Raw genomic sequence first — 12,274 nt, 5'->3', positions numbered from 1 at the left:
GATTGTTTAATAAGGTTTTAGTATATTTTATTTATAATGCCAGAAGCCTTATAAATAGCCCTGCCAGGCGCAATTAGTACCTTTAAAAACAAAATCCCTATCTTTGCGGCATGGATATTCTACCACAGGCCCTTCTGGCATACTTAGATGACCATTGCGATCCCGAGCCGGAAGCTTTGCAGCAACTGAACCGCGAAACGCATTTAAAGGTGCTTAGACCGCATATGCTGTCGGGGCATTACCAAGGCAGGCTGCTTAGTTTTTTGAGTAAAATGGTGGCCCCAAAATGCATTCTTGAGGTGGGTACCTACACCGGTTACTCGGCAATTTGCCTGGCCGAGGGATTGGTTGAAGGAGGTATTCTGCATACCATTGAGGTTAACCGCGAAATGGAGGATATCATCAATTCACATTTTAAACTAACAAATGTTGAAAACAAAATAAAGCTGCATTTTGGACAAGCAGAGGCCATTATTGCTGATTTACAGGAGGATGTTTTCGACTTAGTGTTTATTGATGCTGATAAAAAGAATAATTTTACTTACTTTCAATTGGTTTTTGACAAAGTCAGATCCGGAGGATTAATAATAATTGATAATGTTTTGTGGAAAGGAAAGGTGTATGGCGCCGAAAAAGATGCCGATACTGAAAATATTCGCAAACTAAATGACCACATAGCTGTTGATACCAGGATAGAAAAACTGATCCTGCCTGTACGCGACGGCCTGCTGGTTATCAGAAAAAAATAAATTATGAAGAAAATCTTACTGATTACAACCCTGTTGATTTCAACACTTGCCGCTTCAGCGCAAAAGAATACTTCACAATCTTATATAGAGAAGTTCAAAGATGATGCCATACGCATTATGCACGAAACAGGTATCCCCGCAAGCATCGTTTTAGGTGTAGCTATGCATGAATCGGGCTGCGGCAACAGTACCATTGCACAAAACCTTAATAACCAGTTTGGAGTAAAAGGCGGAGGCAGTGTAGTGTTTATTAAACACAACAAAAAAGTTCATTCCTCATACAAACGCTACGATTCTGTTTTAGATTCGTTCCAGGATTTTGCCCGCATCATGACCGAGCGTAAGCAGTTTAGCCACCTTGCAGATGCACTTTCTCATTATGACTATGCAGGCTGGGCACATGGTATCCAGCGCAGTGGTTATGCCAGCAGCCGTAAATGGGCATCGCAGGTTTTAGGGATCATCAAAAAATATGATCTTCATGACCTTGACGAAAACCCAAGCGATCAGCCCAAAGAATTAGCAGAAACTAAACAATAAAATCTTATTTTGGCAAATTAATAATTGCCTCAAATAAGGTTTAAATGTATGCAAAGAATAAATTTTGTGCTCCTGGCTGCTCTTGTATGTTTTAGTTCCTGCTCGGCACGTAAAAAAACAACGGTATCAAACCGGGATGTTCGTAACAATAACCGCAGCATCCAAAAGGCAAACAGCGCCTCTATTGCCAATTATAAATCACTTTCTTCTTTAGATTATATTGATAAATTTAAGGCAATTGCTATACAGGAAATGAACCAGTATGGTATTCCGGCCAGTATAACATTGGCGCAGGGCTTGTTTGAATCCGGTGCGGGTAACAGCGAACTGGCCCGTTTTGCCAACAATCATTTCGGTATCAAGTGTACAAGCGATTGGAAGGGCAAAAGCTATTTTAAAGATGATGATAACGCCAATGATTGTTTCAGGGTATATGATAATCCGGAAGACTCCTTTCGTGATCATTCTACTTTTTTAAAGCGTAAGAACTACGCCAAACTTTTTGAGCTTGATAAAAATGATTATGAAGGCTGGGCTAAAGGATTAAAGGCTGCAGGCTATGCCACCAACCCCAAATATCCTCAGCTGCTTATTAACCTCATTGTAAGATACAACCTTGATCAGTATGATCGGGCGGAGGGCGAAGTAGCAAAGATAAAACGCGAAGACCGTGTGCTATCGCAGATTAATGATAGCATTGGCAAGTCCAACACAGATACACTCACCAAAACAAAGCCCGACGATAAGATCTATACTGTAAAACAGGGCGATACACTATATAATATTTCCAAACGTTTTGGAATAACTGTTGATGACCTAAAAGCGTTAAACAGTATACCCGATAATAATATTCATATTGGGCAAAAGCTTATAGTAGTGAAGTAATTGAAAGAGAGTTAAGAATCAAGAGACAAGAATCAAGAGACAAGAATCAAAAAAAAACGCGTCATTGCGAGGTACGAAGCAATCTCTACGCTGTACAGGGAAGTCGTGAAATGTCGATTTGCATATGTGGAGATTGCTTCGTACCTCGCAATGACGAACAGTAATAACGCCTTGTTCCAAAATCCTTGCTCTCCAAAAGTTAATTGTTGTTAAATAATATGGCTAAATACGGCCGATCGTTTATTTTTGGCGCCACAATGAAGATTTGGTTGTTCTTATTTTTATGCACGTTATCCTTACGGGTTTTTGCACAGCAAAAGCCCGTAGAGGGTATTGTGTTTGATAAAGAGAGCAAGGATCGTATTGCCAAAGTAAATGTACAAAATATAACAAGCGGCAAATCTGTGTACAATACACTCAAAGGCGAATTTGCCATTGATGCACAGCCCGGCGATGTGCTGGTATTTACCAAAGCTGATCATTATAGTGATACTGTAACGGTGCAAAGTAGCAACGCGCTTGCGGTTTATATGAAACGATCGGCCATTATGCTGAAAGAAGTGTACATCCGCGACTCTGTACTTACACCCGCGAAGCAGTTTGAAGCCACCAAGCGCGATTATACCAAAATTTACGGATCGGAATACAGCCAGAGTTTACTTTCTGTATCACCAGGCCTGGGTGCAGGCATTGGCATTGATGCCTTGTATAATGCTTTTAGCCGCAGCGGCCGTAATGCCGAAAAACTTCGCGAAACCATCGAAAAAGATTACCACCAGAGAGAGATAGATTTTAGATTTAACCGCGTATTTGTTGCCAGCGTAACCCGCCTTAAAGACCAGCAGCTTACAGATTTTATGCAGCGCTATCGCCCCGGCTACTACCTGGTAAAAAACGCTACCGATTATGAGTTTATTAGCACCATTAAAGCCAACCTTCGCCGTTTTTTACGCTCATCAAAAACTTCATATACTTTGGCGCCTTTAGTTACACCCAAGGTGGGTGGAAATTAGCAACTTACAATACTCCGGTTTTGTAGAAAGAACGATGACGGCGTTTGGTACCAATACGCCGGGTGACACATACAACGGACGAATTATAGCATTTCCTTATCCCTCGGGGTTCCATAATCCTTAAGTACAACTGTATTATATTTCTCTAATAAACTGATATATTTTTCCATCCAATAGTGCACTGCCTTTGAATCAGGTTCATTTATAACAAGATTTTCTTTGATGGATTTCTCATCAAAAATCTGTTTTACTTTGTCAAACCCCGCGATATCCGCAGAAAAATCATACCCGGTAACGATTCCGACTTTATAGATGATTTCAAGATCGAGATTTTTCATCCCGAACCAATTGTAAACTGTACGACGACTGACGTTTAAACTTTTGGCGATTTCTGAAATACACATGCATTCCTTTCGAAGCACCCTTTCCAGAATGTGCCCACGATGTGGCTGGGAGAGGTTTAAATCATCATCATTAATCGAAGAAATATTCATGGCCTTAATTCTACTGGTACAAAACAGATAGCTACATAATTTAAAAAAGTTAATTGTTTAACCGCGGATGGATCCCTTGTTCTACTTACTGGCTTTAACGCCATTTTTCACGGTAATGAGGGAGTATCGCTGGTAATACAAATTTACCTAATATAACGAATAATACAATAATTGAGCCAATTGCAAACGAACGGATTGATGCTAATAAAGTTATTGATCAGATTAAAAATCGAAGTACAATAAATATCAGATTAATTTTAGTCGAAAACAAAAAAACTTTCATAATCTACTGGTTTTGTGTTCTATATCATTCTTCTTATAGCCATAGGTGGTTAATTTTGCACCTGTTGAGGGTGTTCAGAAACAGCTGATGGATTGCGCGAATCTCCTTAATTATGGCCGGCTTTAAAATACGTAGAGCACATGTTAATTCAGCCGCAATTAACCATGCCATTTAAACAGAATAACCGATTTGTTAAAAGGACAAATAGGCTATTACTATATACAGCATTTGGGATTTTCAAAAGGGTGTGCACTGTCATTATGGACTAATAAGGAGCGATAGAAACAATCAGCGAATAGTAAATTAAACAATAAAAAGATGTGGCATTATCAAACTTATTTTTGGGGTATGCACTGGATTTGGTGGGTACTCTGGTTCATCCTGTTGTACCGGGTGTTTTTTAGCCCGTGGGCCAGAAAAGAGGATCCTTTAGATACCCTTAAAAGAAAATTGGTAAAAGGAGAAATTGATATCCCGGAGTACGAGGAGAAGAAAGCACTACTGAAAAAGGCTTAACGTTATTTGGGTTAACGGAGTTTATTAAGCAGAGTGTAAAGGTTGTTGCCTTGTATATCACTTAAATGCGGTTGTTTTTTGCTTGTTACATTTAATCTTAAAGCTAATTTTTAACAAACCCGATAGTTATGAAATTAATGAGAAACGGGAAAATCATCTCCTATGATGAAAAGATACGCCGGTATCCACCATCAGCGGAAAAAAAATAAAGTTTAGGATCTCCGGTTTACCGGTGATGAATAAAACTTGAAAATGAAAAAGGTGGCCCAGTTGCCGGGCCACCTTTTAACGCTAAATAATATAGGGCCGAAATTAGGCCAGGTCGAAACGGTCAAGGTTCATGACCTTACTCCATACTGCCACAAAATCCTGCACAAACTTTTCTTTAGCATCCTCGCAGGCATATACTTCAGCAATGGCCCTAAGCTCGGAGTTGGAACCGAAGATAAGATCAACACGGGTACCAGTCCATTTTATTTCACCTGTAGCACGATCAGAGCCTGCAAACACCTTTTGAGCATCCGATGTAGCCTTCCATACGGTAGACAAATCAAGCAGGTTCACAAAAAAGTCGTTTGTAAGTGCTTCCGGTTGTTTGGTAAACACACCGTGCTGAGCATGATCAAAATTAGTGTTAAGAACTCGCATGCCGCCAATCAGAGCCGTCATTTCGGGTGCGGTGAGTGTTAACAGCTGTGCCTTGTCAACCAGCATGGCCTCAGCCGCGCTGGTGTGGTGGGCTTTCAGATAATTGCGGAAACCATCTGCAGTAGGTTCGAGGACTCCGAATGATTCCACATCCGTTTGCTCTTGTGACGCGTCGGCACGTCCGGGTGTAAAAGGTACTGTTATATCCTGTCCGGCATTCTTTGCCGCCTTCTCAATGGCTGCACATCCTCCCAAAACAATCAGGTCGGCAAGTGAAACGTTTTTACCGCTGGATTGGGTGCTGTTGAAATCTTTTTGAATGTTCTCCAGTGCTGCCAAAACTTTTGCCAGTTGAGCAGGATTATTTACTTCCCAATCTTTTTGTGGTGCAAGCCGAATGCGTGCGCCATTAGCGCCGCCACGTTTATCGGAGCCCCGGAATGTTGATGCCGACGCCCATGCAGTAGATACCAGTTCAGAAACGGTTAATCCTGTTTCAAGTATTTTACCTTTCAATGCAGCGATATCACTATCATCAATCAATTGATGAGTAACGGCCGGGATAGGATCCTGCCAGATCAGTTCTTCTGCGGGTACTTCTTTACCCAGGTAACGGACCCGTGGCCCCATATCACGGTGCGTCAACTTAAACCATGCACGGGAAAATGCGTCTGCAAATTCCCCGGGATTTTCGTAAAAACGCCTGGCAACTTTTTCGTAAGCAGGGTCTACTTTTAGGGCAATGTCTGTTGTCAGCATAAACGGCGCATGGCGCTTTGCCGGATCATGGGCATCGGGTATTGAGTCAGCGCCAGCGTCACCTTTAGGTTTCCACTGATGTGCGCCTCCCGAGCCTTTTGTAAGCTCCCATTCGTAACCGAAGAGGTTCTCAAAATAGTTATTGCTCCACTTGGTTGGTGTAGTAGTCCACGCGCCTTCAATACCGCTGGTAATGGTATCACCGGCATTACCTGTGCCAAATGAATTTTTCCAGCCCAAGCCTTGCTCCTCAATACCCGCGGCGGCTGGTTCGTGAGCAACATATTTGCCCGGATCGGCAGCACCATGGGTTTTACCGAAAGTGTGACCGCCGGCAATAAGGGCCACAGTTTCTTCATCATTCATAGCCATGCGGCCAAATGTTTCGCGAATGTCGCGCGCGGATGCAAGCGGATCGGGGTTTCCGTTAGGGCCTTCCGGATTCACGTAGATAAGTCCCATCTGGACTGCGCCAAGCGGGTTCTCCAGTTCCCTGTCGGCGGTGTATCGGCTATCGCCTAACCATTCCTTTTCAGAACCCCAATAAACATCTTCTGCGGGTTCCCAAACGTCCACACGTCCGCCGCCGAAGCCGAAGGTTTTAAAGTCCATCGATTCGAGAGCGCAGTTTCCGGTGAGGATCATCAAATCTGCCCATGAAAGTTTTTTGCCATATTTTTGCTTGATCGGCCAAAGCAGCAAGCGTGCCTTATCAAGGTTCGCATTGTCGGGCCAGCTGTTGAGCGGTGCGAAGCGTTGAGTACCAAAGCCCCCACCGCCACGACCATCGGAGACACGGTAGGTGCCTGCGCTGTGCCAGGCCATACGGATAAAGAACGGCCCGTAATGACCGTAATCTGCCGGCCACCATTCCTGGGAATTGGTCATTAAATCAAAGATGTCTTTTTTCAGTGCATCCAAATCCAGGCTCTTAAACTCTTCGGCATAATTGAATCCCTCGCCCATCGGATTGGATAGCGAAGAATTTTGACGCAGGATATTTAATTTTAACTGATTTGGCCACCAGTCGCGATTCCTTGTGCCCTCGCCTGCGCTTTGCTTTAAGGCACCATTTAAAAAAGGGCATTTAGCTGCACTGCCTGGATCATTAAGGTCAGCTAACTTGGTAGTGTGATCTGTATTGTTTTCCATACTTAATTTATAGGTTAATTGGGAGGTTAATTGGATTGGCTATAACTCAAATTTAAGAAAATCTATAATGAGATATTCACTCCACGCTCATAAATAAATAATCTTTATTATGGAGATTGGAATTTAAAATTAGAAGGGAGTTTATAGGTACAGGGGGAGGATTTTGGAAGCATTGTGCATCAAACAAAAAGCCTCAAATCTTTCGACTTGAGGCTTTTAACTTGTAGCGGGAGCAGGACTCGAACCTACGACCTTCGGGTTATGAGCCCGACGAGCTACCAACTGCTCCATCCCGCACTCTATTTTGTTGGGGTTGCAAATGTATGATAAATTTTGGCATTGGCGCATTAAATAATCAAAGATCTGTTTTTTAATAAAGATACCCTAAGGTTGAGGTACCCATCATCCTGAGGATGTGGCAGTAAGCTTAAAACTAAAACATTTAAAGAGTTTTAAAGTTTAAAGCTTGACCTTGCCTTATTACAATACACATAAAAATAATTGAAATATTAATATTAAAGATTCCAAAAGTGCAGTATAAAGAAAGACGAGGCCGGTTTTATTTAGTATTTAAGGTATTATTATTGCTATTGTTTACAGGTATACAAGGCTCTGCCTATAGCCAGGTAAGCGTTCCTGTTGATACCGCCAAGGCAAATTCCAAACGTGCCGACTCTATAAAATTTCAAAAGCAGGCAAATACCATTTCCAAGCAGTATGACGTCGCAGATTTGATCAGTAATGTTTTTACCCCAAATAAGAAACCCGATTCACTTCACAAAAGGTCGGGCATCACCATTATACCTAATATTGCTGCCAATCCCAGTATTGGATTTCAATTGGGGATTAAGGCTGTAGCGGGCAAAAAGTTAGGGAATGACCCAAATACGCTCTTGTCTGTCGCGGCAACGTCAGCTTCCTATACCACAAAAGGGATTATTTATTTTTACATCAACCATAACATCTATACGCCCGGTAATAAGTGGAATTTTCAAGGTAACCTGGTTGCGGCAAAGACCGTTACGCCCGATTATGGGTTGGGCATAGGCCAGGCAGCAGTTGGCGGGAGCGCGGCCGATCAGGCGTTGATAGATGCAGATCGTAAACCTCATGCGCTCCATTCTCAATTTTATACCCTTAGGGAAAAGGTATATAAGGAAGTTGAAAAAAATCTATTTGTGGGTGCCGGCGTAGCATTTGATGTCAGAAGAAAAATCAATGCCAGGGATACTGCAAACTTAACTCCTTACAATGTGTATAGCGACAGGCATGGCTTCGCCCGTGATCATTATATGGCAAATGGTTTGCTTTTCAATGTTCAATACACCACCCGCGATAATCAAAACAGGGCTTATAAAGGAATATATGCCGACGCGGGATTTCGCGTCAATCAAACCTGGATGGGCAGCTCAAAAAGTGCGGTACAATTTACTACCGATTTCAGAAAATACTTTAGCCTTTCATCCGAAAATCCGGAGCATGTTATCGCGTTTTGGAACTGGGGATCTTATTTAATCAGCGGCAATATACCGTACCTGGAACTGCCCGGCACAGCTAAAGACGCAGGTTTTCGCAGCGGCCGCGGTTATACGGTGGGGTACTTTAAAGGCACAAAATATAACTACTCCGAAGTGGAGTATCGCTTCCCAATTTTAAGCAACAAGTTTGTTAGCGGAGTTACCTTTTTTAACCTGCAAACCGCCAATGATGAATTTGGCACAAAGCTGTTTCAGAAATGGCAGCCCGGTGGTGGCGGTGGCTTGCGTGTGCTGTTTAATAAAGCCACACGTACCAACTTGTGCCTTGATTACGCTTATGGTAAGTATGGATCTAAAGGGTTCTTTTTGGGTTTGAATGAGGCTTTTTAGTTTTTAACCTACTATGTGTACATATCTTTTCATTCGACCAGTATAATAATTAACACTGAATTTGTCATAAAATGTGGCTTATTTAGGTTAAAGCCATCATTGCATATGCTTTCTATCCGTGGGTTGAAACCAACGGCAACGAAGAATTGAAGGTAAACAGTGGCTTAATTCATTGCCGTCCCATTTATGGGGCGGATAAATAAAGGGACCGGGTGGCTTTAGCCAAATCAAAGCCATGCTAACAAACTTGTGTACACAGTAGGCTATTAACGGGATTCCGTTTCCAGCTCTGTATTATCGATGGGCTTATCGTTATTTTCAGAAAATATCCTTATCGTTTTAATATAACGTCCCAGGTAATAATCGTTTAAGGCAGTTTCCGTAACACCATTGGCCGCACCCGATGTTGAATGTATAAAACTTAAGGGCTCACCAGGCAAGGATACAATGATGCCTATATGCCCCGCCCTTTTGGTGTGTTTTTTTGTACCGGTAAAAAGTATCAGGTCTCCAAATTTGGCATCTTTTAAGTCGGTTAGCCCCCTAAACGAAGTAAAATCCGTAGAACTCCTTGGAATGGCTATCCCGAAATGGTTAAAAACATAATTAACAAAACCCGAGCAATCAAAACCTTTTTCGGGATTGGTGGACCCAAACCGATACCTTATCCCTTTGAGTGTTTTAGCAAAAGTCACTAATTCATCAGGCGTTGTGCCCTCGGTTGAAATGGCAGTATCCGCGCTTGCTGATCTGTAATGTACATGAGCGTGTTTACGCGTTTTAAGAATATTACTCGTTTTGTGATGTGTAGCGTTGATTTTTAAATCAGATTTCCCCGGTTTAAAAAATGATGACAAAACCAAAAAAAGAATCTGAAAGGCAACAGGAAGATGCATGTCGTAATAATAGGCAAAAAATTCCTGCTCTTGCTATTCAAAATAAAAAAGGCTCAAATCTTTAGGCATGGGGTACCCCACACTCGTTGATCAATCACCATCATAGGCCCGCTGCAATGTTGCGATGTGTATTTTCTTCATCGTCATAAAAGCTTCCGTAACTCGCGCAATCTGTTCGGGAGTGCCGTTTTTGAGCGCATTTAACATGACGGTAGAGGCCACCTGCCATGATACGCCATATTTATCTTTTAACCAACCGCATTGCCCGGCTTCGCCATCAGCTGAAAGTGCCGACCAGTAGTAATCGATCTCTTCCTGGGTTTCACATGGTATTAATAATGACACCGCATCGTTAAAACGGAAACCATGCTGATGCGCGCTGTCCATAGCGGCCAGCCAGGTTTGATCAAGATAATAGTCGGCGTACATGAGTGTACCTGCTTTATCCGGACCCATATCCTCCGGGCGTGGTGCCGTGATGCCTCGTTTGCCATCTTTAAACACGGCGCAGTAAAAGTCAATTGCTTCATCGGCTTTACCCGCCATTGGTTCGGTAAATAGCAGCGAAGGAACAATCACAGGCCTTTCCTCGCCGGTGGGGTTGGTCAGGATCAGCTGCCAGGATACGCCGTATTTGTCTTCAACCCAGCCGTAACGTTTACTGAAAGGGTAGCTATCCAATGGCATCATTATTTTACCTTTTTCAATTAGCTTATTCCAAATTTCGTCGATATGTTGGGCGGCATCCGGATTTCGCGATGGGTCAAAATTGATCATAAAGGAAATAGACGGATTGATGCCCAGCTTATGCCCGGCACTGATGCCGAAGAACGACTGGCCGGCTATAGTAAATTCTACTACTTCGCATTCGCCGCCGGCCATTGGGAAGTGATTGGCATAATTGATGGCTGAATCAGGCATGAATGATGCGTAAAATTCAGCGGCTTGTTTTGCATCCTGGTCGAACCAGAGGTGTGGTTTGATGGGTAACATAGGTAAATAATTTTGGTGTCGATATAGAGTTAAAATTCGTAAACATTAATTGTTTTTGATAGTATTTTGTTTAACTATTTCAAAATTAAAAGGTTTTTTGCTGCCGGGGCAGGGGTGTTCGGGACATTTCAGGGGGCGTATTGCGACAGGTTTTAACACGCAATCAGACTGTTAAACCGACTGAAAAAGCCATTTATTTTCATCCGGGTAAACTATATGGAACTCATTGAAAAATAACATTTATTCCTCAGTTATTAAAAAGGCGGTGCCATTAGAGTGCCTGCCGGTGCGGGAATCGACCCACAGTTTTATTATGAGTGAAACCAAAGCTCTACATGCTTCGGGATTGTTACAATTTGGTTAACAGGCGGTTGCAGCGAATTATTATATTTGAATAAAACCTTTAACTATGAGCCAAATCAACAAAGAAGACGTTAAGCAGGAAGTATTTGACCTGTATGATGACTATGCACATAACCGGCTCGACCGGCGTGAATTTGTGCAAAAACTATCTGTTTATGCAGTTGGCGCATTAACCGTTCCTGCATTAATGAGTTTCCTGATGCCTGATTACCAGGGAAACGTGCAGATTAAAGCGGATGATCCCCGTTTGAAATCGGAATATATCAAGTACGACTCGCCAAAAGGGGGCGGTGTTATCAAAGGCTTGCTATCGGAACCAAAAGATAATAAAAAGAAACTGGGCGGTATCATCGTTGTTCATGAGAACCGGGGCCTCAACCCTTATATTGAAGACGTGGCCAGAAGGGCCGCCCTGGCCGGTTTTATTACACTGGCGCCCGATGCCCTTACACCCCTGGGCGGCTACCCTGGTAATGATGACAAGGGCCGTGAAATGCAAAGTAAAAGAGATCCCAAAGAAATGGAGGAGGATTTTATTGCGGCCTATGAATACCTAAAAATTAACCCGAATTGTAACGGTAAGGTTGGTGTGGTTGGATTTTGTTTTGGCGGCGGTATAGCCAACAGGATGGCAGTGCGCATACCCGACCTGGCGGCAGCAGTGCCCTTTTATGGCAGTCAGCCGGCAGCTGAAGATGTACCTAAAATTCAAGCTCCGCTTATGCTGCAGTATGCTTCACTTGATACCCGCATTACGGGTGGATGGACAGCCTATGAAACGGCCTTAAAAGCGAATGGCAAAAAATACCAGGCGTTTATTTACGAAAACGTAAACCATGGCTTCCATAACGATACAACACCCCGTTATGACAAAGCCGCTGCAGAACTTGCCTGGAAACGCACTATTGACTTTTTTAATGAGTATTTGAAATAATCTCCGCATTGCTTATCACCACAACGCCAACTTACAAAGCATCCGCAACGCAAAAGCCTCAAATCTTTCGACTTGAGGCTTTCGTTTACTTGAGGGTGTTCCAAACAGGATTAAAATTGAATCGCTTGTTGTAGCATCTGCAAAGTACGTTACTGTTTAGAACCAACTATTGCGGTAAATA

The 12,274-nt window shown here is 42.8% G+C and carries 11 protein-coding genes and 1 tRNA gene; 7 read left to right on the top strand and 5 right to left on the bottom strand.

Annotated features, from left to right (window positions below):
* Positions 1–110: 110 nt before the first annotated feature.
* The 4 genes from AC1DYB_RS07565 to AC1DYB_RS07550 all read left to right on the top strand — a co-directional run bounded on the left by AC1DYB_RS07565 (position 111) and on the right by AC1DYB_RS07550 (position 3,187).
* Complete coding sequence (locus AC1DYB_RS07565) at positions 111–749, top strand: O-methyltransferase (protein ID WP_295714822.1); 639 nt, start codon at positions 111–113, stop codon at positions 747–749.
* Between the two features lie 3 nt (positions 750–752).
* A complete protein-coding gene (locus tag AC1DYB_RS07560) occupies positions 753–1,289 on the top strand; it encodes a glycoside hydrolase family 73 protein (protein ID WP_477391209.1) in 537 nt (178 codons plus the stop codon).
* A 48-nt stretch (positions 1,290–1,337) separates the two neighbouring features.
* Positions 1,338–2,174, top strand: coding sequence for a glucosaminidase domain-containing protein (locus AC1DYB_RS07555; RefSeq protein WP_477433705.1), 837 nt, complete (start codon positions 1,338–1,340; stop codon positions 2,172–2,174).
* A gap of 257 nt (positions 2,175–2,431) precedes the next feature.
* Complete coding sequence (locus tag AC1DYB_RS07550; protein WP_477433703.1) at positions 2,432–3,187, top strand: hypothetical protein; 756 nt, start codon at positions 2,432–2,434, stop codon at positions 3,185–3,187.
* An 83-nt stretch (positions 3,188–3,270) separates the two neighbouring features.
* Here the strand turns inward: AC1DYB_RS07550 and AC1DYB_RS07545 are convergent, their stop codons facing one another.
* The gene (locus AC1DYB_RS07545) at positions 3,271–3,681 is read right to left on the bottom strand and encodes a helix-turn-helix domain-containing protein (protein ID WP_295714811.1); all 411 of its coding nucleotides are present in this window, start codon (positions 3,679–3,681) and stop codon (positions 3,271–3,273) included.
* A 601-nt stretch (positions 3,682–4,282) separates the two neighbouring features.
* Between AC1DYB_RS07545 and AC1DYB_RS07540 the strand changes: the two genes are divergently transcribed.
* On the top strand, positions 4,283–4,480 hold the full coding sequence (locus tag AC1DYB_RS07540) for an SHOCT domain-containing protein (RefSeq protein WP_477391203.1): 198 nt from the start codon (positions 4,283–4,285) through the stop codon (positions 4,478–4,480).
* 312 nt (positions 4,481–4,792) lie between these two features.
* Here AC1DYB_RS07540 and katG read toward each other — a convergent pair whose 3' ends face one another.
* Both katG and AC1DYB_RS07530 read right to left on the bottom strand, forming a co-directional pair.
* Complete coding sequence (gene katG / locus AC1DYB_RS07535) at positions 4,793–7,039, bottom strand: catalase/peroxidase HPI (protein ID WP_477433701.1); 2,247 nt, start codon at positions 7,037–7,039, stop codon at positions 4,793–4,795.
* 224 nt (positions 7,040–7,263) lie between these two features.
* Positions 7,264–7,336, bottom strand: a tRNA-Met gene (locus AC1DYB_RS07530).
* A gap of 233 nt (positions 7,337–7,569) precedes the next feature.
* Here AC1DYB_RS07530 and AC1DYB_RS07525 point away from each other — a divergent pair.
* Positions 7,570–8,907: a BamA/TamA family outer membrane protein gene (locus AC1DYB_RS07525; RefSeq protein WP_477433699.1), complete on the top strand. Its 1,338-nt coding sequence runs from the start codon at positions 7,570–7,572 to the stop codon at positions 8,905–8,907.
* 266 nt (positions 8,908–9,173) lie between these two features.
* On the opposite strand, the gene AC1DYB_RS07520 is transcribed toward AC1DYB_RS07525, so the two are convergent.
* Positions 9,174–9,764 (bottom strand): C40 family peptidase, encoded by a 591-nt coding sequence (locus AC1DYB_RS07520; RefSeq protein ID WP_477433697.1) that lies wholly within the window; start codon positions 9,762–9,764, stop codon positions 9,174–9,176.
* Between the two features lie 129 nt (positions 9,765–9,893).
* Positions 9,894–10,796, bottom strand: coding sequence for a VOC family protein (locus AC1DYB_RS07515; RefSeq protein ID WP_477433695.1), 903 nt, complete (start codon positions 10,794–10,796; stop codon positions 9,894–9,896).
* A gap of 409 nt (positions 10,797–11,205) precedes the next feature.
* Between AC1DYB_RS07515 and AC1DYB_RS07510 the strand changes: the two genes are divergently transcribed.
* Entirely contained in the window at positions 11,206–12,093 is an 888-nt protein-coding gene (locus AC1DYB_RS07510; protein WP_477433693.1) for a dienelactone hydrolase family protein, read from the top strand.
* Positions 12,094–12,274: the final 181 nt, after the last annotated feature.

The sequence above is a fragment of the Mucilaginibacter sp. P2_A4 genome, assembly GCF_056405015.1.
The sequence above is the reverse complement of the archived record's forward strand: the minus strand, read 5'-3'. Positions and strand labels throughout refer to the sequence as shown.

Excerpts from the sequence above, each read along its gene's own strand:
- AC1DYB_RS07555 (WP_477433705.1), top strand. The coding sequence starts at position 1,338 with ATGCAAAGAATAAATTTTGTGCTCCTGGCTGCTCTTGTATGTTTTAGT.
- AC1DYB_RS07550 (WP_477433703.1), top strand. The coding sequence starts at position 2,432 with ATGAAGATTTGGTTGTTCTTATTTTTATGCACGTTATCCTTACGGGTT.
- AC1DYB_RS07540 (WP_477391203.1), top strand. The coding sequence starts at position 4,283 with ATGTGGCATTATCAAACTTATTTTTGGGGTATGCACTGGATTTGGTGG.
- katG (WP_477433701.1), bottom strand. The coding sequence starts at position 7,039 with ATGGAAAACAATACAGATCACACTACCAAGTTAGCTGACCTTAATGAT.
- AC1DYB_RS07545 (WP_295714811.1), bottom strand. The coding sequence starts at position 3,681 with ATGAATATTTCTTCGATTAATGATGATGATTTAAACCTCTCCCAGCCA.
- AC1DYB_RS07565 (WP_295714822.1), top strand. The coding sequence starts at position 111 with ATGGATATTCTACCACAGGCCCTTCTGGCATACTTAGATGACCATTGC.
- AC1DYB_RS07515 (WP_477433695.1), bottom strand. The coding sequence starts at position 10,796 with ATGTTACCCATCAAACCACACCTCTGGTTCGACCAGGATGCAAAACAA.
- AC1DYB_RS07510 (WP_477433693.1), top strand. The coding sequence starts at position 11,206 with ATGAGCCAAATCAACAAAGAAGACGTTAAGCAGGAAGTATTTGACCTG.
- AC1DYB_RS07560 (WP_477391209.1), top strand. The coding sequence starts at position 753 with ATGAAGAAAATCTTACTGATTACAACCCTGTTGATTTCAACACTTGCC.